This is a genomic window from Catellatospora tritici (assembly GCF_019083965.1).
Lineage (GTDB): Bacteria > Actinomycetota > Actinomycetes > Mycobacteriales > Micromonosporaceae > Catellatospora > Catellatospora tritici.
The window spans coordinates 130,738-154,186 of the sequence record NZ_JAHRCY010000006.1 but is presented as its reverse complement, the minus strand read 5'-3'; the positions used below and the strand labels follow the sequence as shown (position 1 = coordinate 154,186).

Sequence of the window (23,449 nt, the reverse complement as noted above, 5' to 3'; positions counted from 1 at the left end):
GTTACTGTAACCGGCGTGACGACTCAGGCGTGCCGGGCGAACCGGTAAACCGGATCAGGCAGTGGTCCGCAGTACGTGTCCGCCAGGCCGGTGCTGTCCGTGGCCGTCAGGGTGAAGGTGATTCCGTCGGGGCAGGTGTAGAGGCCCGCCTTACCCGGATTGACCACGGTGACCTGCGACAGCTTGGCCTCACCCATCGACAGCAGCGCCACCCCGAAGGTGCCGGGGCTGTCGACCAGCAGCTTGTCGACGGTGACGCCCCGGATCGTCGAAGCGAAGAACATCAGGCCGCCGTATGTGCTGTCGAGCAGTTCGTTGTCGGTGATCCGGATGTCGGCGTCGATCGGGCCGTCCTTGGCGTAGAGCCATACCGCCGCGATCTGGGCCTGGAGGCCCTCGAAGCGGCCACCGGCCCGCAGGGTGGTGTTGCGGGTGAGGGTGGTGGTGCCGGACAGGAAGACGGTGCCGCCGAACCGGTTCGCCACGTGCAGGCCGCCGCCCTCGACCAGGGTGTCGGCCACGACGTTGTCGCTGACCGTGTTGTCGTGCCCACCGTAGATCGCGATCCCGTTGGCCAGCATTGGCAGCAGCACGGTGTTGAACCGGATCGTGTTGTGGTGGTCGGGGAACTCGTCGGCCCAGGTCGCGATGCCGTCGTCGCCGGTGTTGCGGATGACGTTGTGCTCGATCACGGTGTTGCTGACGCCGCGGTGCAGGTTGATGCCGTCGGCGGTCTGGTCGTAGATCCGGTTGCCACTGATGGTCAGCCCGTCGAACGGGCCGTCCAGCCACATGCCGACCTTGGTGTGCTGGATCCACAGGTTCTGCACCTTGGAACCGCCGCCCAGCGCCCCGCCGACGCCGTTGACCTGGGCGTTGTCGTCGCGTTCGCCGGTCTCGCCGATGATCGAGAAGTCGCTGAGGGTGACGCCCTCGCTGGGCTTGGGCGCGTAGTTGCCGTACAGGCCGACGTCCTTGCCGTGCAGCACGCTGTGCCACATGCCCGCGCCGAGCAGGGTCACCTGGTCGACGATCAGGTGCTGGTTGACCTGGAAGGTGCCCGGCGGCAGCCAGACCGGCCGCTTCTTGGCCTTGCCCTCGGCCAGGGCGGCGGTGATGGCGGCGGCGGAGTCGGCCTTGCCGGTCGGGTCGGCGCCGAAGTCGACCACGTTCAGGGCGCCGTCGGGCGCGGTCGCCGGGGGCGCGACCTGCTCGAAGTCGGCCAGATCGATCGTGTACGAGGCAGCCGTGTCGGCCGCGTCCTTGATGATCCGGACCTTGGCCCCGGCGGGGATCTCCCGGTCGAACAGGGTGCGCGCGTGGTCGTAGAAGTGGTGGCCGGAGCCGTCGGCCGGGTTGTTGGTGAACGGGAACCCGCCGTAGAACCAGCCGTACCGGGAGGTGACCGGCACGTCGAGGGTGTCGGCGCCGTCCACGTGCACCGACAGGGTCGCGTCGGCGCCCGCGCCGTCGGCCGAGTCCGGGACGCTGTAGCGCAGGGTGAGCGCGTTGGCAGGCTTGGCCAGCGTGAACTCGACGTAGTCGCCGGTCGCGGACAGGGTCACGGCCTGCCGTCCGGACGCCTCGGCGGCCAGCGTCTTGGCGGTCCGGTCCGGCTCGACCAGCTTGCCCTGGTAGGCGGCTGCTTCGGCCTCGTACTCGGTGAACGGGACGGTGGCGCCGCGGCCGGTGATCGCGAACGGCGACAGCGCGGGCGGGGGCGGCGGGGCGGGCTTGGGCTCGTCCTCCGAGCAGCCTGCCGCCGCGGCGGTCAGCAGCAGCACCGCCGCCAGCACTCCGGTCCGCTTGCGCATGTTCTCCGCCCTCCCGAGCAGCTCAGATCAAAAGCGTCAGGAAGGGCCCCTTCCACATCGGATTTCGAGCCGAGTTGCGGCTCGTCTGGCTGGCGCCAGCCGACGAAGGTGCCCTTCCTTACTTCAAAGGCCGGTGGGGAGGGCCGCTCACCCTCCCCACCGGGGTCTCAGGGGCGCAGCCAGACGGTGGTGTCGGACGGCAGGGTGTCGCCGTCGAGCGGGCCGCTGGCGACCAGGACCGCGCTGTGGGCGGGGAGCTTCGCGGACTCGGTGGACAGGTTCGCCACGCAGATCACGTCGGGGTTGCCGGGGCGGCGGAAGGCCAGCACCTGCGGGGCGCTGTCGAGCCAGACCATCTCGCCGTCGCCGAGCGCGGGCTCGGCATGCCGGGTGTGCAGCGCCTTGCGGTACAGCTCCAGCATCGAGGCCGGGTCACCGGTCTGCGCCTGCGCGGTGTACGCCTTCCACGCCGCGGGCTGCGGCAGCCACGGCTTGGCGGCCGCGCCGTCGGGGCTGAACCCGAACGGCGCCTCGTCACCGGACCAGGGCAGCGGCACCCGGCAGCCGTCGCGGCCCGGGTCGACCCCGGCGGTGCGGTGCCACATCGGGTCCTGCTTGAGCGCGTCCGGGATGTCCTCGACCTCCCACAGACCCAGCTCCTCGCCCTGGTAGAGGTAGGACGAGCCGGGCAGGGCGAGCGAGAGCAGGATCGCGGCGCGGGCGCGCTGGGTGCCCAGCTCCAGGCTGAACGGCGTCGCGAAGTCACGGCCCTTGAAGCTGAACGAGGTGTCCTCGCGGCCGTACCGGCTGATGTGCCGGGTGACATCGTGGTTGGACAGCACCCAGGTGGCCGGGGCCTGCACGGGCGCGTGCGAGCTCAGCGTCTCGTCGATGACCTCGCGCAGCTTGTCGGCGTCCCACGGGGCACACAGGTAGTTCAGGTTGAACGCCGTGTGCATCTCGTCGGGGCGCAGGTAGTTGGTGAAGCGCTGCACGTCGGGCATCCACACCTCGCCGATCAGCGCGCGGCCGCCGTACTCCTCGGCGATGCGCCGCCAGGCCCGGTAGACCTCGTGCACGTCGTCGCGGTCCTCGAACGGGTGCTTCTCGACGGTGCCGACCTCGGGCAGGGTCGCGTCCTTGGTCAGCAGCGCGGCCGAGTCGATCCGGATGCCGTCGGCGCCCCGGTCGAACCAGAACCGCAGCACGTCCTCGAACTCCTGCCGCACGTCCGGGTGGTCCCAGTTGAAGTCCGGCTGGGCGCCGTCGAACAGGTGCAGGTACCACTCGCCGGGCGTGCCGTCCGGCTCGGTCACCCGGGTCCAGGTGCCGCCGCCGAAGTTCGACGTCCAGTTGGTGGGGGGCAGCTCGCCGTGCTCGCCCTTGCCGGGCCGGAACCAGAACCGCTCGCGCTCGGGCGAGCCAGGCCCGGCCGCCAGCGCCGCCTGGAACCACGGGGTCTGGTCCGAGCAGTGGTTGGGCACGACGTCGACGATGACCCGGATGCCCAGCGCGTGCGCCTCGGCGATCAGCTGCTCGGCCTCGGCCAGCGAGCCGAACAGCGGGTCGATCTCGCGGTAGTCGGTGACGTCGTAACCGCCGTCTGCCTGCGGCGAGACATACCAGGGGTTGAACCAGATGGCGTCGATCCCCAGGTCCTTCAGGTACGGAAGGCGCGCCCGGACTCCGGCCAGGTCGCCCACACCGTCGCCGTTGCCGTCGGCGAAGCTGCGGACATAGACCTGGTAGATGGCAGCGTCACGCCACCATGCGCGAGTGTCTGGCTGAGACACGGGAGCCTGCTTTCTTGTGCGGGTAGTGCGAACGAGGTCAAGCGGCCTTGCGAGAACCACGCCCGTGGGCCGGAAAGATCAACAGATCAACCCTTGAGACTGCCTGCCTGCAGGCCGCCGAGGATGCTGCGCTGGAAGACCATGAAGACGACGATCATCGGGATACTGGCGATGACCAGGCCGGCCAGCATCTCGGTGAGCGGCACCTGGTTGGTGCCGGACAGCCGGCTCAGCGCCACGCTCAGCGTCTGCACCTCCGGGTCCTGCAGCACCAGCAGCGGCCAGAGGAAGTCCTTCCACATGCCGATCACCGCGAAGATGGAGACCACCGCGAGCACCGGCCGCGACAGCGGCAGGACGATGTGCCACAGCACCCGCACCCGGCCCGCGCCGTCCATGGAGGCCGAGTCGAGCAGGTCGTTGGGGATCTGGTCGAAGAACCGCTTGAGCACGTAGATGTTGAACGCGTTGGCCGCGCCCGGCAGCCACAGCGCCCACGGCGAGTTCAGCAGGTTCCAGCCGAAGATCGGCACATCGGTGACGGTCAGGTACGCCGGGACCAGCAGCGCGGCGGCGGGCAGCATCAGGCTGGCGAGCATGCCACCGAGGACGAGCTTGCCGCCGACCGGGCGCAGCTTCGACAGCGCGTACGCCGCGGTCACGTCGACCAGCAGCTGCACGAACCAGCCGCCGATCGCGTAGTACAGCGTGTTCAGGAAGAAGTGGGCAATGTTGAGCTGGTCCCAGGCGAGCTTGTAGGTGTCCCAGTGCCACGACTCCGGGATGAAGGTCGGCGTCGGGCGCACCAGCTCGGCCGGGTGCTTCACCGCGCCGGTGACCATCCAGTAGAAGGGGAAGAAGAACACCACGACGAACGTGATCATCAGTACGGTGAGGACCGTGTAGTAGATCACCTTGTTGCGCCGCCGGTTGAGGTCGGTGCCGGAGATCAGGGTCCGGGTGTCGGAGGTCATCGCGGGCTCCCTCAGTCCTGGTCGCGCGTCAGACGCAGGTAGACGGCGGAGAAGACGCCCAGCACGATGAAGAGCAGCACGCTCATCGCGGCGGCCAGGCCGAAGTCGTTGTTGACGGTGAAGGCGTACCGGTAGATCAGCACCATCACCGTGATGGTGTCGGGGTTCGTGGTGCCGGTCAGCTGGTACGGCTCGATGAACACCTGCATGGTGGCCACGATCTGCAGCAGCAGCAGGACCAGCATGATGAAGCGCATCTGCGGGATGGTGATGTGCCGCAGCCGCTGCCAGATGCTGGCGCCCTCCAGCTCGGCGGCCTCGTACAGCTCGCCGGGGATGTTCTGCAGCGCGGCCAGGTACATGATCGTGGCGCCGCCCATGTTGGCCCAGGTGGAGACCAGCACCAGCGAGATCATCGACATCTTCGGCGACTGGGTCCAGTCCGAGGTGGGCAGGTGCAGGAAGCTCAGCACGGTGTTGAACAGGCCGTTGCCCGGGTCGTAGAAGAACTTCCACAGCAGCACGACCACGATCGGCGGCAGCATCACCGGCAGGTAGACCGCGATCCGGAAGAAGCCCTTGAAGTGCCGGATCTCGTTGAGGATCACCGCGATGGCGAACGGCACCAGGTAGCCCAGGATCAGCGCCAGGAAGGTGAACTTGAGGGTGTTCCACCACGCCGTGTAGAACAGCGGGTCGTCGAAGATCGCCTTGAAGTTGTCGAACCCGACCCAGATCGGGTCGGTGACGAAGTTGACCTGCTGGAAGCTCAGGATGACCCCGCGCACCAGCGGATACCAGGAGAAGAGTGCGAAGCACGCGATGCCCGCGGCCATGAACAGGTAACCGAGCGCGTTGTCGCCCAGCTTGCGGCGCAGCTTGTCGCGCCGGGACGCGGGACTCCCGCCACCGGGGAGCGGCTTGCGCACCTTCGGCCGCTCGCTCGTCATAACCGCCATCGCAGGTGACCTTCCTTGGGGTACCAGTCAGTCGAGTGGGCCGCCGGCGCGAGGCCGGCGGCCCATCGGGTGTTGCTTTACTTGACCGCGGCCAGGATCGTGTTGACCTGCTTCTCCGCGTCGGCGAGCAGGGCGGCGACGTCCGCGTTCTTGTCGGTCAGCACCTTCAGCATCGCCGTGTCGAGCACCGCGTAGATCTGCTGAGCCTGCGGCGGCTCGAGCTTCAGCGGGACGCTGGCGGTGGCGGCCACGAACGGCGCGTAGTTCTCCGTCGGGACGTTGGCAAGCGCCTTGGAGGAAGCGGCCTGCTTGTCGGCGGCGGCACCGGTCCAGATCAGCGGCTCGGGCAGACCCACCGGCTGCTTGGCGTCAGCGGCGGTCTTGTTCTGCTCCTCGATCCGGTCCGGGTTGGTGTAGCGGAAGGTCAGCCACTTCAGGCCGGCACGGATCTTCTCCGGGGTGGCCTTGGCGTTGAACATGAAGCCCTCGCCACCGGCCAGGGTGCCGGCACCGCCGGGAATCGGACCGAGGCCGTACTCCTTGAAGTCGCCCTTGAACTGGTTGACGATCGTGGGGATGTTGTCGCCGGTGGCGACGTACATGCCCAGCTTGCCCGACGCCATCATCTGCAGCAGGTCAGCCCACTCGAGCTGCTGACGCGCGCCCATGGTGTTGTCGGTCCAGCGCATGTCCTTCAGCTGCTGCAGGACCTGCTTGCCCTTGTCGCTGTTGAAGGCGGCCTTCCAGGTGTCGCCGTCCTTGACCGCGATGTCCCCGCCGAGCGAGTAGATCTCGGCGGTGAAGTGCCAGCCACCGGTGTTGCTCTTGCTGTAGTCGCCGTAGCCGACCGTGCCGCCGCCCAGCGCCGCGATCTTCTGGGCCGCCGCGCGGACGTCCTCCCAGGTCTTCGGCGGGCTGTTGGGGTCGAGACCGGCCTTGGTGAACAGCGTCCGGTTGTACAGCAGGCCCATCGAGTAGTTCTTCGTCGGCACGCCGTAGACCTTGCCGTCCGCGCCCGAGTAGACCTTCAGCAGGTCGGGGCGGATCTGCGCGATCGCCGGGAACTCACCGGTGTACGCGGAGATGTCCGCGACCTGGCGCTTGGCGATCAGGTTGGCCGGGTCGGTGAAGTAGGTGTAGAACACGTCCTCCAGCTGCCCGCCCGCGAGCTTGGTGGCGAACGTCTGGGGGTCCATGAACCCCTCTTTGGCGTCGATCTTGATGTTCGCGTTCGCCGCCTCGAAGGCCTTCACGTCGTCGAGGAACGACTTGCGGTTGACCGGGTCGGACTCCGGCGGGAGGCCGTTGACCGTGATGGTCACCGGGCCGCTGGGCTTCTCCGGCTCCTTCGAGGAGCAGGCGGCGGGGAGCACGGCAACAGTCGCGGTCAGCAGCAGGCCGAACGCCTTGCCGAACCTTCTTCTGTCCATAGGATTGGAGGTCCTTCCTTGCGGAGGCATGCGGGGCGGTGACCCTGGACAAGTTCCGCCCCGCACGGGGGTTCTTTTATTCAGTTCGGCGGTGCACTGGACCGCTGCCGCGCGGCACGCGCGCTCACGGCCCCGATTTCGTCTTTGTTTCCACGTCGTCGCCTTGGGGTTTCCCCCGACGACGTTGTGGAGCAGCGTAGGCCCGGAGTACGCAAGAAGTCTATAGTCCTTTGCAAGAACGTAATGATCCACTATTCCGTCCCAGCTCAACGGTGCGCAAGGCAGGGACGCAAGGTCGGCATGACGCGTACGAGCAACCGTCGAGCGAACCGTCGCCAAGGTCGGCCACGCGGGCTGGACCTGCTGAAACGGTCTTGTCACAGCCCCAGGTACGCAACGTTGCAGCCGTCCCCGGCGAAACTCGCGCGCAAAACGGCCCACAGTTCATCGCGTTGTTGACCACAAACACGCAGAAAGCCGCCGGTGTCCGTGGACACCGGCGGCGATCAAGATCGGTGAAGCTGAGCTAGACGGCGCGGGCCGCCTGGGCGGGGACCTGGCGCGACGGGACGGCGGCGCCGGAGCCCGTCGAGCCGCGCACCACCAGTTCGGTCTCGAACAGCAGCTCGTCGGCGGGCACGGTGTTGCCCGCGATCTCGCTGATGAGCAGGGCCACCGCCGCCTGGCCCATGGCCTCGATGGGCTGACGCACGGTGGTCAGCGGCGGATCGGTGCACGCCATGACCGACGAGTCGTCGTACCCGACGATGGAGACGTCGCCGGGCACCCCCAGGCCCAGTCGGCGCACCCCGCGCACCGCGCCCAGGGCAAGCACGTCGCTGGCGCACACCAGGCCGGTCACGCCACGGCCGATCAGCCGGGCGGCGGCGGCGTGGCCGCCCTCCATCGAGAAGATGGTGCGTTCGATCAGATCCTCGGGATCGATGCCCGCCGGAGCGCCGTCGACCGCGAGCCGGGTCAGGAAGGCGCTGTGCTTGCGCGAGGAGGGCACGTGGTCGGGCGGGCCGAGAATCAGCCCGATCCGCTCGTGACCGAGGGAGGCCAGGTGGTTGTAGGCCTGCTCGACCGCGACGGCGTCGTCGGCGGAGACCCGGGGGAAGCCCAGATCCTCGATACCGGCGTTGACCAGTATCGCGGGCAGCCCCCGGTCGAGCAGGCGGCGGTAGTGCTCGTGCTCGGCGTCGGCCTGGGCGTAGTTGCCGCCCGCGAAGATCACGCCGGACACCTGCTGCTCCAGCAGCATGTCGACGTAGTCGGATTCGGCCACGCCGTCGGCGGTGCGGGTGCACAGCACCGGCGTGAAGCCCCGCTTCGCCAGCGCCCCGGCGACCACCTCGGCGAAGGCGGGGAAGATCGGGTTCTGCAGTTCGGGCAGGACCAGCCCGACCAGACGCGCCCGCTCCCCGCGCAGCTTGGTGGGGCGCTCGTAGCCGAGCACGTCCAGGGCGGTGAGCACGGCCGTCCGGGTGGCCTCGGAGATGCCCGGCCGACCGTTGAGCACCCTGCTCACGGTGGCCGTGCTAACCCCCACGTACTTCGCCACTTCGGCGAGTCTGCGCGTCATGGTACGCAAGTGTAGAGCACAATCGTGCAAATGAGTTGCACGGGTTGGCTGACGTTTTGCAGACCGAACGCATGAGTCCCCGCAAGCGGTTAACGGCAAGCCGATCTGTGACGCTTTCCGTCCCTTTGTCAGGGCAGCGTGGCGACGATTTCCTCCACCGAGCGGCGGCGGCCGGTGTAGAAGGGCACCTCTTCGCGTACGTGCCGCCGGGCCGAGGACGCCCGCAGGTCACGCATCAGGTCGACGATGCGGTGGAGCTCGTCGGCCTCGAACGCCAGCATCCACTCGTAGTCGCCCAGCGCGAACGAGGCCACCGTGTTGGCCCGCACGTCCGGGTAGCCGCGCGCCATCCGGCCGTGCTCGGCCAGCATCTCGCGCCGCTGCTCGTCCGGCAGCAGATACCACTCGTACGAGCGCACGAACGGGTACACGCAGACGTAGGCGCGGGCCTCCTCGCCGGCCAGGAACGCCGGGATGTGGCTCTTGTTGAACTCGGCCGGGCGGTGCAGCGCCAGCTGCGACCAGACCGGGGTCAGGCACTTGCCCAGCGCGGTGCGGCGGAACCGGCTGTAGGCGTCCTGCAGGGCGTCGGAGGAGCTCGAGTGCCACCAGATGAGGACGTCGGCGTCGGCACGCAGACCGGCCACGTCGTACACGCCGCGGATGGTGACGTCCTTCTCCGCGAGCTGCCCGAAGAGCTGGTCGACCTCCCCGGCGACCTCGGAGCGGATCGACGGCAGCGGGCCGGTGGCCCGGAACACCGACCACATGGTGTACCGGATGGTGTCGTTGAGCTCGCGCAGCCGGGCGGCGTTGGTCTGGTCGGCCGTCATCTTGATCTCCCCATTCGCTTAGCTCCATCCTCGCAGGAGCAGGTCGGCGGCCAGCTCGGCCGAGTTGACGCAGGCAGGGATGCCCACGCCGTCGAAGGCGGCGCCCACCAGCACCAGCGGCAGCTCGGCCAGCAGCTCGCGGGCGTGCGCGACGCGATCGACGTGGCCGGGCGCGTACTGCGGCAATGCCCCACCCCAGCGGGTCACCGTCGCCGAGGTCGGCTCGGGCAGCGTCGTGCCGAGCACCGCCGACAGGTCGGCGCGGACCGCGGCGACGATCTCGGCGTCGGGGCGCTGCAAAATCGCGTGGTCGCCGTGGCGGCCGACGCTGGCGCGCAGCAGCACCGAACCGTCGGTCCGGCGGTGGTGCGCCCACTTGGTGCTGAAGAACGTCGCGGCCTTGATGGTCAGGCCCTGGTCGGCCGGGACCAGGAAGCCGCTCAGCGCGGGCAGGTCGACCGCGGGCAGGGTCAGCGTGACCAGCCCGATGTTGGCGTACTCCAGCTCCCCGAGCTGCTCGGCGGCCTCCGGCGCGGTCGGGGCGAGCAGGCGCGCGGCGGGCCGGGCGGGCACCGCCAGCACCACCGCGTCGGCGTCCAGCCGCCACGGGCGGGCCGACACCGGCGCGTCCTCGGTGGCCGCGCCGACGGTCAGGGTCCAGCCGGTGCCGGTGCGGACCAGGTCGCGTACGGGCATGCCGAGGTGGATCTCGACACCGCGCCGCTCCAGCTCGGCGCGGGCCGCCTCGACCAGCGTGCCCAGGCCGCCGCGCAGGGTGCCGAAGACCGGCGTGCCCGGCTGGTGCGCCCGGCTGGTCCCGGCGGCCCGCTGCACCGCCGCGCGCAGCGTGTGCTCCCGGCCGAGGAAGCGATGCAGCACCGGCATCGTCGCCGCCAGCGACAGCCCATCGGCGCGACCGGCGTAGACGCCGCCCAGCAGCGGGTCGACCAGGTGGGTGACCACCTCGTCGCCCAGCCGCTCGCGCACCAGGTCACCGACGGAGCGGTCCTGACGGGGGGCCAGCACCGGCTCGCCCCGGTCGATGTCGCCGTCGGCCAGCGTGGCCACGCCGACCAGGTCGGTGTCCGGGCCGGGCACGCCCATCACGGTGCCGGTCGGCAGCGGGCGCAGCGCCCCGGCCACCCACAGCCCGGCGCCGCCCGCGATCGGGTGCTCCAGCAGATGCTCCAGCTTCAGCGCCGAGACCAGGCGCATGGCGCCGCTCGGGCCCCAGGCCGGGTCGCGCATCAGGAACTGCTCCGCGCCCAGCTCCACGCCGTCGGCGCGGGTGGCGAGCTTGCCACCGAGCCGGGTGGCCTGCTCGATGACGGTCACGTGCACGCCCGACTCGGACAGCCGCAGCGCGGCGGCCAGGCCCGAGATCCCGCCGCCGATCACGGCGACCTGCCGGTTCAGCGGTCCGCTCATCGGGCGCTGACCTCGTGCACCAGCTCGACCACGCGGGTGAGCACGGTCGGGTCGGTCTCCGGCAGCACGCCGTGGCCGAGGTTGAACACGTGGCCCGGCGCGGCGCGGCCCTCGGCCAGGATCCGGCGCACCTCGCGCTCGATCACCTCCCACGGCGCGAACAGCACCGCGGGGTCGAGGTTGCCCTGCACGGACTTGCCGGGCACCTGCTTGGCGGCGGCGTCCAGCGGGGTGCGCCAGTCGACGCCGACCACGTCCGCACCGGCCTCGGCCATCGCGGGCAGCAGCAGGCCGGTGCCGACCCCGAAGTGGATCCGCGGGATGCCCGCGTCGGCCAGACCGGACAGCACCTGCCGCGAGTGCGGCAGGACGTACTGGCGGTAGTCGGCCTCCGACAGGGCGCCGACCCAGGAGTCGAACAGCTGGACCGCCGCCACCCCGGCATCGATCTGCACCTTGAGGAAGGTCAGCGTGATCTCGGCGAGGCGTGCCAGCAGGGCGTGCCACAGCTCGGGATCGCCGTGCATCAGCGCCTTGGTCTTGGTGTGGTTGCGCGACGGGCCGCCCTCGACCAGGTAGCTGGCCAGCGTGAACGGGGCGCCCGCGAAGCCGATCAGCGGGGTGGCCTTCAGCTCGCGCAGCAGCAGCCCGACGGCGTCGCCGACGTACGACACGGCGCCGGGGTCCAGCGGGCGCACCCGGTCCAGGTCGGCCATGGTGCGCACCGGCTCGGCCACCACCGGCCCGGTGCCCGCGACGATGTCCAGGTCGACCCCGGCCGCGTCGAGCGGGACCATGATGTCGCTGAACAGGATCGCCGCGTCGACGCCGTGGCGACGGACGGGCTGCATGGTGATCTCGGCGACCAGGTCGGGGCGGCGGCACGACTCGAGCATGCGCACCCCGGCCCGCAGTTCGCGGTACTCGGGCAGGGACCGGCCCGCCTGGCGCATGAACCATACGGGCGTGTGCGGCACGACCTGCCCGCGACAGGCGCGTACGAACGTCGATCCGGCCAAGGTGAGGCGGTTGAGGCCGCCCGTGGCTGCAGTGTTCATCGTCGCCATCGTGCCACTGGACGAGGGTGGTCCGCCGCAAGGGTGGTGCGGATGTGAGCCGCATCGGCGCGCCGTGCCACCAACCGGAGGCGCGGGCGGACTAGGTTACGGCTATGGCGCTGACGACCGTACTCCCCGAGACGTTCACGCGCGCCGTCACCGCGCTGCGCTCGGTCCACCCCCGCGACGAGATCGCCCTGGAAGAGGTGCCCGCCCCCGGCAAGCTCGCCCCGTACGCGTTCGCGCTGGGCGCGTCGGTGCTGCGCCGCGGCGAGGAGGTCACCACGGGACGGCTGATCCTGCTGCACGACCCGGCCGGGCACGAGGCCTGGCAGGGCGACACCCGGCTGGTCACGTACGTCACCGCGGAGCTGGAACCCGAGCTGGCCACCGACCCGCTGCTGCCCCAGGTGGGCTGGAGCTGGCTGGTGGACGCGCTCGACGCGCACACCTCCGGTTACGCCGCCATCGGCGGCACCGTGACCCAGACCATCTCCAGCCGGTTCGGCGCCCTGGCCGCCGACGGGCCGCCCACCACCGATCTGGAGCTGCGGGCTTCCTGGACGCCGTTGGACCTGAACCTGGGCGCCCACGTGACGGCCTGGTGCGCCGCGCTGGCCTCGACCGCGGGTCTGCCGCCGGTCGGGGTGTCGGCGCTGCCGCTGCGCCACTCGTGAGGGTACTCGGGCAACTCGGTTGATCAGGTACAGATCGGGCGCGAGAAACCGGGGAAGCCTCATTTTTGGCCGGATCGTTACGACGCGCCACGGGACCGGGTGCGGCGACGACCCCGGCCATGCACGTACGGTGTGATCCATGACCGACGAGGACGCAGTGCTGCGCCGTCGGACCCGCCACCGCACGGGCGACGGCACGCCGGACGCAGCCACGCAAGGCACCACGCATGGCGACGGCCCGACGCTGTTGACCGAGCCCGCAGGCGGCACGCCCGCCCCCGTGGAGACGCCCGACGAGCTGGCCGAGGTGCTGACCCGCTTCGCCGCGGGCACGGGCCCGGTGGCCGTGGACGCCGAACGCGCGTCCGGCTTCCGCTACAGCCAGCGGGCCTACCTGGTGCAGCTGCGCCGACGCGGCGCGGGTACCGCGCTGATCGACCCGGTGCCGCTGGGCGACCTGTCCGCGCTCGACGACGTGCTCGCCGACACCGAGTGGGTGCTGCACGCCGCCAGCCAGGACCTGCCCTGCCTGGCCGAGCTCGGGCTGCGCCCGCGAAAGCTGTTCGACACCGAGCTGGCCGCGCGGCTGGCCGACTTCGAGCGGGTGGGCCTGGCCGCGCTGACCGAGCAACTGCTCGGCCGGACGCTGGAGAAGCACCATTCCGCGGCCGACTGGTCCACCCGGCCGCTGCCGGAGGACTGGCTGACCTACGCCGCGCTCGACGTGGAGCTGCTGGTCGAGCTGCGCGACGCGCTGGAGGCCGAGCTGGCCCGGCAGGGCAAGACCAAGTGGGCCGAGCAGGAGTTCGCGTCGCTGGTCACCAACGGCGCCCGGCCGCCCAAGCCGCGGGTCGACCCGTGGCGGCGCACCTCGGGCATGCACCGGGTGCGCGGCGCGCGGGCCCAGTCGCGGGTGCGGGCGCTGTGGTATGCCCGCGACACCATCGCCGCCCGCCGCGACACCGCGCCCGGCCGGGTGCTGCCCGACGCCGCGATCGTCGCCGCCGCCGAGATGAACCCGAAGACCGAACGCGATCTGCTGCTGCTGCCCGGGTTCGGTGGCCGCTCGGTGCGCCGCCTGGCCACGACCTGGTTGGACGCGCTGGAGGAGGCGCGCAACCTGCCCGACGACGCGCTGCCCACCTCACCCCAGTTCGAGGGGCCGCCCCCGCCGCACCGCTGGGCCGACAAGGACCCGGTGGCGGCGGCCCGGCTGGCCCGCTGCCGCGAGGTGGTCACCAAGACCGCCGAGCAGCACCATCTGCCGCCGGAAAATTTGATCACGCCGGACTTCGTGCGCCGCCTGGCGTGGGAGCCGCCCGCGGCCGACACCGCCGCGGTGGCGGCGGTGCTGGCCGGGTTCGGCGCTCGGGCGTGGCAGTGCGACCTGCTCGCGGCCGAGCTGGCTCAGGCGCTGATCGAGCCGGAGCCGGAGCCGGAGCCGACCGACGCGGTGGTTGGGGAGTCCGGCGACGGCGGCACGGAGTCGGCGGCGGCCTGAACCGGCTCGCCGCGCCCGGCTCCGATCGCGTACGCCAGCAGGTAAGCCCCGAAGACCAGGTAGACGTATGGAGTGAACTCGGTCGCGTCGCCGACCTGGGCCACCTCCCAGGAGGTCGGCCCCGGCAGGCCGTGCATCCCGCCGGTGTACATGGTCGGCAGCCACAGCGGCGCCCAGACGCGGCTCACTCCGTCGTAGACACCCTGGCCGTAGTCGAGGGGGATGTACTCGGGCGGCCCGGTGTGGCCGAACACGGTGATCGCGATGGCCACGTCGGCTACCAGGAACGCGCCAAGCACACCCACCCACCAGGCCGCGGTCACGCGGCCCCGAGCGGCGAGGCTGCCCGCCGCCCACAGCACCGCGACCATCCCGGCACTCCACCAGAGCAGCTCCGGCACCACCCGCACGACCTTCTCCGCGCTGCCGAGCAGATTGATCACGAGCACGATGGCCACCACCGACGGCAGCACCAGCGCGACCGCCAGCCGCACCCGGCCGCGTAGCGCGGTGCGCGCACCCCGCCGTGTCGCCAACAGGCCCAGCAGCACTCCGACGATGCAGCAGAGCGCCGTGAACAGCGGACTCATCTGCTCGCCGGCCGGTCCGCGCCAGCCGAGCGCGGCAGCGACGAGGTTCGCCCCGATCGCCGTGACGATCAGCACGGCGAAGCAGAGCACGGGCATCAGCAGCACGGTGGCCGCGGTGGCCCAGAAACGCTTGGTCATGCGGCTCCGATCGAGGAGAGGGTCGGCGGCCGGGCGGGAGACGGCGAGGCTGAACGCGTACCCGACCATGCGGGCGGGTCTGCCCTCGTCGGCCAGCACGTGCAGTTCGGCCGACCATTCGCGGTGCATGTCGTCGCGCAGGCCGACGGGCCAGCGCCGCGCTGCCAGCGCGAGCAGCGCGGCGGCGAGCCGCGGGCCGATCACGCGGGCCCCGGTTCGGTGCGGGGGCGCAGTGGCGACGTGCCGGGGCGGGTAGCCGCGTGCAGTTCGGCCAGCGCCTGGCGGGCGTCGGTCACGCCGAGCGGGGTGAGGCGGTAGTAGCGGCGGGCCGGGCGGCCCTGCGCCACCGGGTCGATCTGCTCCCACTCCGCCACGAGCCAGCCAGCCCCCGTGAGCCGCTGGAGGATCGGATAGAGGGTGCCGCTGGGCAGCCCGGTCAGGTTCATCAGGTCCAGGCCGTATCGCTCGGCGTCCGGCTCGGCCAGCAGCGCGGCCAGAACCTTCGCCACCGGAACGGTGATACGCATGAACCGCACTCTATGCCGTTGCTCTACATAGGGACAAGGCCGGTTTCCTACATAGGGGTACGGACGTCTTGGTGGGTGCCGATTGTGAGTCAGACCATAGCGGGTCGCTACCCCTCGGTAGTTACCCACGAGTAGCATCCGGATCGGCTCCCTACTGCAAGGAGGCAGACCGTGCCCCGTGAAGTCCGCGACGTCGTCTTCGTCGACGGCGTACGCACCCCGTTCGGCAAGGCGAACGGAGGCATCTACGCCAACACCCGCGCCGACGACCTGGTCGTGCGCTGCATCCGCGAACTCCTGCGCCGCAATCCTCAGCTGCCGCCGGAGCGCGTCGACGAGGTGGCCATCGCCGCCACCACCCAGATCGGCGACCAGGGCCTGACCATCGGCCGCACCGCCGCGCTGCTGGCCGGGCTGCCCAAGACCGTGCCCGGGTACGCCATCGACCGCATGTGCGCCGGGGCGATGACCGCGGTCACCACGGTCGCCTCCGGCATCGCCGTGGGCGCGTACGACGTGGCGATCGCGGGCGGGGTCGAGCACATGGGCCGCCACCCGATGGGTGAGGGCGTCGACCCGAACCCGCGCTTCCTCGCCGAGAAGATCGTCGACCCGTCCGCGCTGGTCATGGGCGCGACCGCGGAGAACCTGCACGACCGCTACCCGCAGCTGACCAAGGAGCGGGCCGACGCGTTCGGCCTGCACAGCCAGCGCAAGACCGCCGCCGCGTACGCCGCGGGCAAGCTGCAGGGCGACCTGGTCACCGTCGCCACCCGCGACCCGGAGACCGGCTGGGGCCTGGCCTCGGTCGACGAGGCGCCCCGCGAGACCAGCATGGAGAAGCTGGCCGGGCTGAAGACCCCGTTCCGCCCGCACGGCAAGGTCACCGCGGGCAACGCCGCCGGTCTCAACGACGGGGCCACCAGCTGCCTGCTCGCCGCCGAGGACGTGGCCCGCGAGCTGGGCCTGCCCATCGGCATGCGGCTGGTCTCCTTCGGCTTCGTCGGCGTCGAGCCCGAGGTCATGGGCGTCGGCCCGATCCCCTCGACCGAGCGGGCGCTGCGGATGGCCGGGTTGACCATCGAGGACATCGGCCTGTTCGAGCTGAACGAGGCGTTCGCGGTGCAGGTGCTGGCGTTCCTGGACCACTTCGGCATCGCCGACGACGACCCGCGGGTCAACCCGTGGGGCGGCGCGATCGCCGTCGGCCACCCGCTGGCCTCGTCCGGCGTACGGCTGATGACGCAGCTGTCGCGTCAGTTCGCCGAGCACCCCGAGGTGCGCTACGGCCTGACCGCCATGTGCATCGGCATCGGCATGGGCGGCACGGTCATCTGGGAGAACCCGAACTGGAAGGGCGAGAAGTGAGCGAGATCGTCACCCACGCCAAGCTGCGGTTGGTCGCCGTACCCGGGCTGGACCGGCCCGCCGCGATCATCACGCTCGACAACGGCCTGGACCACACCAAGCCCAACACCTTCGGCCCCGGTGGCCTGACCTCGCTGTCGCAGGCGATCGACGAGGCGCAGGCGGCGAACCCGTCCTTCATCGCGGTCACCGGCAAGCCGTACATCTTCTGCGTCGGCGCCGACCTGACCGGCTTCGCCTCGCTGACCTCGCGCGACCAGGTCGTCGAGATCGGCCGCCTCGGCCACGCGACCTTCGCCAAGCTGCGCGAGAGCAGCGTGCCCACGTTCGCGTTCGTCAACGGCGCGGCCATGGGCGGCGGCCTGGAGGTGGCGCTGCACTGCCACTACCGGACCCTGTCGTCGGGCGCCGCCGCGCTGGCCCTGCCCGAGGTCTCGCTGGGCCTCATCCCGGGCTGGGGCGGCTCGCAGCTGCTGCCGAACATCATCGGCGTCGTCCCGGCCGCCCAGGTGGTCGTGCAGAACCCGCTGATGCAGAACAAGATGCTCAAGCCCGCCCAGGCGGCCGAACTGGGCATCGCCGACGTGCTGCTGGAGCCCGCCGACTTCCTGGAGCGCTCGCTGGAGTGGGCCGCGGGCGTCGTCAACGGCACGATCACCGTGGACCGGCCCGAGGTCGACCGTTCGGAGATGTGGGACGCCGTCATCGGCTTCGCGCGTACCGAGCTGGACAAGCGGCTGCACGGGGCGGTCCCGTCCGCCAGCCGTGCGCTGGACCTGCTGCTGCTGGCCAAGAACGGCGTCACCGCCGAGGGGATCGAGACCGAGATCCAGGCATTGGCCGACCTCGCGGTCACCCCGGAGCTGCGCAGTGGCCTGTACGCGTTCGACCTGGTGCAGCGGCGGGCCAAGCGCCCGGCCGGGGCGCCGGACAAGTCGTTGGCCCGCAGCGTCACCAAGGTCGGCATCGTCGGCGCGGGTCTGATGGCGTCGCAGCTGGCGCTGCTGTTCGCCAAGCGCCTCGAGGTGCCGGTGGTGCTCACCGACCTCGACCAGGCCCGGGTGGACAAGGGCGTCGGCTACGTGCACGCGGAGCTGGACAAGGCCGTGGCCAAGGGCCGCATGTCCGCGGGCAAGGCGGCCAAGCTGCGCGGCCTGGTCAGCGGCTCGGTCGACAAGTCCGTCTTCGCCGACGCCGACTTCGTCATCGAGGCCGTCTTCGAGGAGCTGTCGGTCAAGAAGAAGGTCTGGGCCGAGCTGGAGACGATCGTCAAGCCCGAGGCGGTGCTGGCCACCAACACCTCGTCGCTGTCGGTCACCGAGATGGCCGCGGAGCTGGCCCACCCCGAGCGGGTGGTCGGCTTCCACTTCTTCAACCCGGTCGCGCTGATGCCGCTGCTGGAGATCGTGCGCGGCGAGCGGACCGACGACGCCGCGCTGGCGACCGCGTTCGCCGTCGGCAAGACGCTGAAGAAGAGCTGCGTGCTGGTCAAGGACGCCCCGGCGTTCGTGGTCAACCGGGTCCTCACCCGCCTGTTCGGCGAGATCTGGAACGCCGTCGACGCGGGCACCCAGCTCAAGACCGCCGACCGGGCGCTGGACCCGCTGGGCCTGCCCATGCGGCCGCTGGCGCTGCTGCAGCTGGTCGGCCCGGCCGTGGCCGCGCACGTCGGCGGCACCCTGCACGGGGCCTTCCCGGACAGGTTCCCGGCCAGCGCGAGCCTGGCCGCGATCGCGCGCTCCGGCGTGCCGCTGATGGTCGACGACCGGCTCAACCCCGAGGTCGAGGGCTTGCTGGTACAGGGCGACAGCCCGCTGACCGGCGAGGAGGTGCGGGAGCGGGCGCTGGCCGCGCTGGCGCAGGAGATCCGGCTGATGCTGGACGAGGGTGTGGTGGCCGAGGCCGCCGACATCGACCTGTGCATGATCATGGGCGCCGGCTGGCCGTTCCACCTGGGCGGCATCACGCCGTACCTGGACCGCTCGGGCGTGTCCGAGCGGGTCACCGGCCGCACGTTCGCCTGACCCGGCGCGAAGTTCTCAGATGATCGCTGTCTGCGGTCGCGAGGTGGGCTGACACCCCACCTTCCGGCCCCAGACAGCGATCATCACCGTTTGCGCGCGCGACAGAGCCCTACTGGTCGCGCCGACTGCGGTGATGCGCCTCGGGATCCGCGACCATCGGAACGTCCGCGGTCGCCTCAAGCAGCGCTCGCAGGTCTTGACGGTGAGACCGGCCGCGCATCGTGGTGTCGCCGCCATCCGCCGTCGCCGGGTCGGCGTGGACCCGCCATCGCGGTCGATCACGATCCACGATCTGCCTCCGGGAAGATTCAACGCTTCCGAGGACAGGGTGATTGCTTGAGCGCACATTTGCTCTGCACCCAATGCCTTGCTCTGCACCCGACGGCTTGCTCTGCACCCAACAGCTTGCTCTGCACCCAATAGCTTGCTCTGCACCCGACGGCTTGCTCTGCACCCAACAGCTTGCTCTGCACCCGACGGCTTGCTCTGCACCCGAATGCGCAACGTGTGCGCCGATGGGTGCAGAGCAAGGCCGGGTAAGCAGAGCAAAGTCGTTCGACCCGAGATCTGCCGTCACCGACGGATGCCACCGACTGCCATCGGATGCCACCGGCTGCCGTTACCGCCTCCGGCACGTCGTGCACAGCTCTTGAGACCCCGCGCGAGGGCCGCAATCCGCTCGACCATCTCCACGTGGCCTGCGACGATGCCCAGGTGACTTCGTTCATCTCCCATACCACCGTGGACAGTGCCGATGCTTATTCTCTGTCGCGGTGGTGGCAGGCCGTGCTGGACTACGTCGAGGACCCCGACGACCCGAACGAGCCGGGACACGAGGAGTGCATGATCTTCTCGCGCGACGGGAAGCATCGCCTGCTGTTCATCGACGTGCCGGACGCGAAGCAGGTCAAGAACCGGATCCACCTCGACCTACGCCCGGTCGAAGGCTCTCGCGACGCCGAACTGGCCCGGCTGGTCGAGCTGGGGGCGACCACCGTCGACGATCGCCGCAACCCCGACGGGACCGGCTGGGTCGTGCTCGCCGATCCCGAGGGGAACGAGTTCTGCATCCTTCGCAGCGAGGCGGAGGTCGCCGCCGGCCGAGCCTGACCTCAGATCACGGCGGCGCGCTCGGCAGGGCTGCGCTCGACGCAGAACTCGTTGCCCTCCGGGTCTGCCAGCACCACCCAGCCGGTGCCGTCGGCCTTGCGATGATCGCCGACCAGGATCGCCCCGAGGCCCAGCAGCCGCTCGACCTCCTCGTCACGGGTCCGGTCGGTCGGCATCACGTCCAGGTGGAAACGGTGATGGCTGGTTCGCGGCGCGCCGTGCCGCTCCTCGGACACTGCCATGAACAGCAGGTCGGGGCTGTCATCCTCGGCGGACATCAGTAGCGCCGCCGGGTCGTCGGGCCGGTCGTCGGGGTGGTTCGGGTAGCCGGTGACCGCACTCCAGAAGCCCGACAGGGCGTACGGGTCGAGACAGTCCACGGTGATGTGCCGGATGCGGGATGTCATTGCTGTGATGCTAGGGGCAGCGCGATGGTGACTTCCATCCCGCCGCCCTTGAGCGCGACGGCTCCCACGGTGCCGCCGTGTGCCTGACACACCGCCCGCACGATGGACAACCCGAGCCCGGAACCCCGCGCGCCGGTGCGCTCCCGGCCACCGCGCCGGAACGGTTCGAACAGTCCGGCCACGTCGGCCTGGTCGACCTCGAAGCCGGTGTTGCCCACCATCAGCCGCGCGTACCCGCCGTCGATACCGCTGCTGACCCAGATCCGGCCGCCCAGGTGGTTGTAGCGGACCGCGTTCTCGATCAGGTTGCCCGCGAGCCGGTCCAGCAGGCTGGGGTCGCCGATGACCGGGGCCGGGCCGAGGTCGGTGCTGACATTGATCTTGATGCGTTGCACCTCGCGGTCCATCGCCGACAGCGCGCCGCGTACCCCCATGCCCAGGTCCAGCGGTTCGGCGCGCAAGCCGGTGCGCCCCTCGCTGCGGGCCAGCATCAGCAGCGCGTCGACCAGCGCGTTGGCCCGCTCGGAGGCGTCGCGGACCACGTTGGCCATCCGCTTGAGCTCGGCGGTGTCGACCTGCGGGTCCGACATCGTCACATCGATCTCGGTGCGCATCACCGCCAGCGGCGTACGCAGCTCGTGCGAGGCGTTGGCGACGAACCGCTGCTGCGCCGTGAACGCCGCGCCGAGCCGGTCCAGCATCTCGTCGAACGTGTCGGCGAGCTCGGCCACCTCGTCGTCGGCGCCGGCGTAGTTGATGCGCTGGTCCATGGTCTCGCCGCCGAGCTTCTGCGCGGTGGCGGTGACCTGGTGCAGCGGCCGCAGCGCGCGGCCGACCACGGCGTACGCGCCGAGCACGCCGACCACGCTGATCGCCGCGACGGCGGCCGCGCCCTTGGCGAACAGCTCGGTCTGCGCGGTGGCCAGCAGCGAGTCCTGCCACTGCTGGGCCTCCATCACCTGACCGTCGGCCAGGGTCACGGTCGTGCCCGGTGGCAGCGAGTCGGCCGGGTTCAGCAGGTCGGCGGTGATCAGCCAGGCCATCAGCAGCAGCAGCGCCCCGGCGCCGACCAGCAGCACCGCGTTGAGCAGGGTCAGCCGCAGCCGCAGGGTGGGACGCAGCCGGCGTTTGGGCCGCACCCGTTGCGTACGCTGCCGGATCATGCCTCCGGCTCCTGCCCCGCCAGCGGGATGCGGTAACCGGCCCCGACCAGCGTCTCGATCAGCGCCGGCAGGCCGATCTTCATGCGCAGCGTGCGCATGGTGACCCGCACTATGGTGGTGAACGGGTCGGTGTTGGCGTCCCAGACCCGCTCCAGCAGCTCCTCGGTGGAGACGACGCCGCCGCGTGCCCGCAGCAACTCCTCCAGCACGCCGAACTCCTTGTTGGTCAGGTCGATCAACGTCCCGGCGCGGGTCACGGTGCGCTTGGCGGGGTCGAGTTCCAGGTCGGCCGCGCGCAGCACCGGCGGGGTGACCGGAGTCGCCCGGCGGCCCAGCGCGTGCACCCGCGCCACCAGCTCGTCGAAGGCGAACGGCTTGGGCAGGTAGTCGTCGGCGCCCAGGCTCAGACCCTCGACCCGCTCGGCGACGCTTCCGCTGGCGGTCAGCATCAGCACCCGCGTCAACTGCCCGGAGCGGACCAGTTCGGCGCAGAGCTGGTCGCCGTGCATGCCGGGCAGGTCACGGTCGAGCACGACCACGTCGTATCGCGTGACGAAGGCCATCTCGTGGCCCGTGTTCCCGTCGTACGCGACGTCGACGGCCAGGCCCTGGCGCCGCAGCCCGCGCGCGATCGCGTCGGCCAGATGCCGCTCGTCCTCCACCACCAGCACCCGCACGCCCAGCACTCTCCCTCCGCCGCCTCACCCCGTCGCCAACGAAGATAGAGGGCCACTGCCAGGACGTGAAATCTCGTCCACGTTCGGTGACGCCGATCAGGGCTGGTAGCGGTAGACGTCCAGCCCGCCGAGCAGGGCCCGGCAGGCCAGCGTGCCCTGGGTCAGCCAGCAGCGGTCCAGGGTCGGGCCGCCCGCGCCGAGCACCCGCACCGGGCCCGGATGGGCCGGGTCGAAGGTGCCGAACCAGGTGCGCCGGTCCTGCTGGTTCGACAGCAGCAGCAGGCTGCCGTCGTAGCCGACGACCTGCCAGTCGCGCAGCCGCATCAGCACTTCGCCGGTGCCGGAGTCGCGCAGCAGGCTGTAACCGGGAGTGTCGTGCAGGCCCGCGTTGAGCACCCCGGGCGCGGCCGGGAAGAAGCCGTCCATGCGGCCGTACCAGCGGACCTTGCCGGTGGCCGCGTCGAGCAGCCACAGCAGGTCGCCGTCGTTGACGCAGACCGAGGGGCGGCAGTCGGAGACGTAGACCGAGCTGCGCGGGGCGGGGTTGGGCACGTTCCAGCCCGGTTCGAGGTCGGGCAGGCGCAGCGAGGTGATCCGGTGCATGCCGTCGTGCTCGTACGACACCAGCAGCGCCCCGTCGGCCTGCTGCACCGCGTCGGTGCCCTCGGGCAGGTCCTGTTCCGCCTGGGTCGTCCCGTCGACCCCGACCAGCCGCACCCGGCGCCGAGCGCCCATGTCGACCAGCACGAACCCGGCGATCCGGCCACCTACCTCGTAGAGGCTCCAGTCCTGGCCGGTGGTGTAGGAGACGCGCCACAGCTCGCGGCCGGTGCGGATGTCGCGGCTGACGAACCAGTCCGCCTTCGGGTCGACGCCCACCATCAGCGTGACCGGCTGCCCGCCGTCGATCCGGGTGCCCACCGCGATCGACCGGTCCTGCCAGTAGAGCACCCCGGTCAGCCGGTCCACGGCGTACGTCGACCACGCCTGCTCCGCCGACGAGCCGTCGATCACCGACACCAGCAGCACCCCGTCGGCGGCCCAGGCCGCGTAGACCTCGGGCGACCCGCCCGCCAGCGGTATCCGCCAGCGTTGGCTGCCGTCACCGGTGTCCACCGCGGCCAGGTCGCGGGTCCCGTCCTCCCGACGGCGGGCCATCAGCAGCAGGTCGTCGACGAGCGCCACCGAGCCGACGACGGCGTCCTGGACGTGCACCGGACCCCGCAGTGGCCCCGGCGGCACCCGTTCGGCGGCGATCGACGTCACCAGCAGCGCCACGCAGACGGCCAGGGCGGTCCCGCGCCGCTGCCACAGGGACAGGCGCGGCGCGCCGGGCGGGTCGTCGTCGGCGGGAGCGTGCTCCTCGCCGAGGTCGATGAGAGCAGTCATCGCG

The 23,449-nt window shown here is 70.9% G+C and carries 20 protein-coding genes; 5 read left to right on the top strand and 15 right to left on the bottom strand.

Annotation, left to right across the window (positions count from 1 at the left end; translation table 11 throughout):
- Positions 1–23: 23 nt before the first annotated feature.
- From KUA19_RS15450 to hemE, 9 genes are all read right to left on the bottom strand, one after another.
- On the bottom strand, positions 24–1,814 hold the full coding sequence (locus tag KUA19_RS15450; protein ID WP_217396686.1) for a glycosyl hydrolase family 28-related protein: 1,791 nt from the start codon (positions 1,812–1,814) through the stop codon (positions 24–26).
- Between the two features lie 167 nt (positions 1,815–1,981).
- The gene (locus KUA19_RS15445) at positions 1,982–3,607 is read right to left on the bottom strand and encodes a glycoside hydrolase family 13 protein (RefSeq protein ID WP_217396685.1); all 1,626 of its coding nucleotides are present in this window, start codon (positions 3,605–3,607) and stop codon (positions 1,982–1,984) included.
- A gap of 86 nt (positions 3,608–3,693) precedes the next feature.
- A complete protein-coding gene (locus KUA19_RS15440) occupies positions 3,694–4,581 on the bottom strand; it encodes a carbohydrate ABC transporter permease (RefSeq protein ID WP_217396684.1) in 888 nt (295 codons plus the stop codon).
- A gap of 11 nt (positions 4,582–4,592) precedes the next feature.
- The gene (locus tag KUA19_RS15435; RefSeq protein WP_217396683.1) at positions 4,593–5,531 is read right to left on the bottom strand and encodes a carbohydrate ABC transporter permease; all 939 of its coding nucleotides are present in this window, start codon (positions 5,529–5,531) and stop codon (positions 4,593–4,595) included.
- Positions 5,532–5,617: 86 nt separating this feature from the next.
- Entirely contained in the window at positions 5,618–6,970 is a 1,353-nt protein-coding gene (locus tag KUA19_RS15430) for an ABC transporter substrate-binding protein (RefSeq protein ID WP_217396682.1), read from the bottom strand.
- A 526-nt stretch (positions 6,971–7,496) separates the two neighbouring features.
- On the bottom strand, positions 7,497–8,555 hold the full coding sequence (locus KUA19_RS15425) for a LacI family DNA-binding transcriptional regulator (protein WP_217396681.1): 1,059 nt from the start codon (positions 8,553–8,555) through the stop codon (positions 7,497–7,499).
- Between the two features lie 128 nt (positions 8,556–8,683).
- Positions 8,684–9,388, bottom strand: coding sequence for a hydrogen peroxide-dependent heme synthase (hemQ, locus tag KUA19_RS15420; protein WP_217396680.1), 705 nt, complete (start codon positions 9,386–9,388; stop codon positions 8,684–8,686).
- A gap of 18 nt (positions 9,389–9,406) precedes the next feature.
- On the bottom strand, positions 9,407–10,816 hold the full coding sequence (gene hemG / locus KUA19_RS15415) for a protoporphyrinogen oxidase (RefSeq protein WP_217396679.1): 1,410 nt from the start codon (positions 10,814–10,816) through the stop codon (positions 9,407–9,409).
- The gene (hemE, locus tag KUA19_RS15410) at positions 10,813–11,883 is read right to left on the bottom strand and encodes a uroporphyrinogen decarboxylase (RefSeq protein WP_217396678.1); all 1,071 of its coding nucleotides are present in this window, start codon (positions 11,881–11,883) and stop codon (positions 10,813–10,815) included. The genes hemG and hemE overlap by 4 nt, the downstream gene beginning before the upstream one ends.
- A gap of 104 nt (positions 11,884–11,987) precedes the next feature.
- On the opposite strand from hemE, the gene KUA19_RS15405 reads away from it, so the two are divergent.
- Both KUA19_RS15405 and KUA19_RS15400 read left to right on the top strand, forming a co-directional pair.
- Positions 11,988–12,551 (top strand): DUF3000 domain-containing protein, encoded by a 564-nt coding sequence (locus KUA19_RS15405; protein ID WP_217396677.1) that lies wholly within the window; start codon positions 11,988–11,990, stop codon positions 12,549–12,551.
- A gap of 139 nt (positions 12,552–12,690) precedes the next feature.
- On the top strand, positions 12,691–14,052 hold the full coding sequence (locus KUA19_RS15400) for a ribonuclease D (protein WP_217396676.1): 1,362 nt from the start codon (positions 12,691–12,693) through the stop codon (positions 14,050–14,052).
- On the opposite strand, the gene KUA19_RS15395 is transcribed toward KUA19_RS15400, so the two are convergent.
- Both KUA19_RS15395 and KUA19_RS15390 read right to left on the bottom strand, forming a co-directional pair.
- A complete protein-coding gene (locus KUA19_RS15395) occupies positions 13,959–14,984 on the bottom strand; it encodes a hypothetical protein (RefSeq protein WP_217396675.1) in 1,026 nt (341 codons plus the stop codon). The two genes, KUA19_RS15400 and KUA19_RS15395, sit on opposite strands and share 94 nt — an antisense overlap.
- Positions 14,981–15,307, bottom strand: a complete 327-nt coding sequence (locus KUA19_RS15390) for a PadR family transcriptional regulator (RefSeq protein ID WP_217396674.1) — start codon at positions 15,305–15,307, stop codon at positions 14,981–14,983. Before KUA19_RS15390 ends, KUA19_RS15395 begins: the two co-directional genes overlap by 4 nt.
- Positions 15,308–15,478: 171 nt before the next feature.
- Between KUA19_RS15390 and KUA19_RS15385 the strand changes: the two genes are divergently transcribed.
- From KUA19_RS15385 to KUA19_RS15375, 3 genes are all read left to right on the top strand, one after another.
- Entirely contained in the window at positions 15,479–16,675 is a 1,197-nt protein-coding gene (locus KUA19_RS15385) for a thiolase family protein (protein WP_217396673.1), read from the top strand.
- Entirely contained in the window at positions 16,672–18,699 is a 2,028-nt protein-coding gene (locus KUA19_RS15380) for a 3-hydroxyacyl-CoA dehydrogenase NAD-binding domain-containing protein (RefSeq protein ID WP_217396672.1), read from the top strand. The genes KUA19_RS15385 and KUA19_RS15380 overlap by 4 nt, the downstream gene beginning before the upstream one ends.
- Positions 18,700–19,413: 714 nt before the next feature.
- Complete coding sequence (locus KUA19_RS15375) at positions 19,414–19,809, top strand: VOC family protein (protein ID WP_217396965.1); 396 nt, start codon at positions 19,414–19,416, stop codon at positions 19,807–19,809.
- A gap of 2 nt (positions 19,810–19,811) precedes the next feature.
- On the opposite strand, the gene KUA19_RS15370 is transcribed toward KUA19_RS15375, so the two are convergent.
- The 4 genes from KUA19_RS15370 to KUA19_RS15355 all read right to left on the bottom strand — a co-directional run bounded on the left by KUA19_RS15370 (position 19,812) and on the right by KUA19_RS15355 (position 23,445).
- The gene (locus tag KUA19_RS15370; RefSeq protein WP_217396671.1) at positions 19,812–20,216 is read right to left on the bottom strand and encodes a VOC family protein; all 405 of its coding nucleotides are present in this window, start codon (positions 20,214–20,216) and stop codon (positions 19,812–19,814) included.
- On the bottom strand, positions 20,213–21,355 hold the full coding sequence (locus KUA19_RS15365; RefSeq protein ID WP_217396964.1) for a HAMP domain-containing sensor histidine kinase: 1,143 nt from the start codon (positions 21,353–21,355) through the stop codon (positions 20,213–20,215). The genes KUA19_RS15370 and KUA19_RS15365 overlap by 4 nt, the downstream gene beginning before the upstream one ends.
- Before the next feature lie 20 nt (positions 21,356–21,375).
- A complete protein-coding gene (locus KUA19_RS15360; RefSeq protein WP_217396963.1) occupies positions 21,376–22,056 on the bottom strand; it encodes a response regulator transcription factor in 681 nt (226 codons plus the stop codon).
- 96 nt (positions 22,057–22,152) lie between these two features.
- Entirely contained in the window at positions 22,153–23,445 is a 1,293-nt protein-coding gene (locus KUA19_RS15355; protein WP_217396670.1) for a PQQ-binding-like beta-propeller repeat protein, read from the bottom strand.
- Positions 23,446–23,449 lie beyond the last annotated feature (4 nt).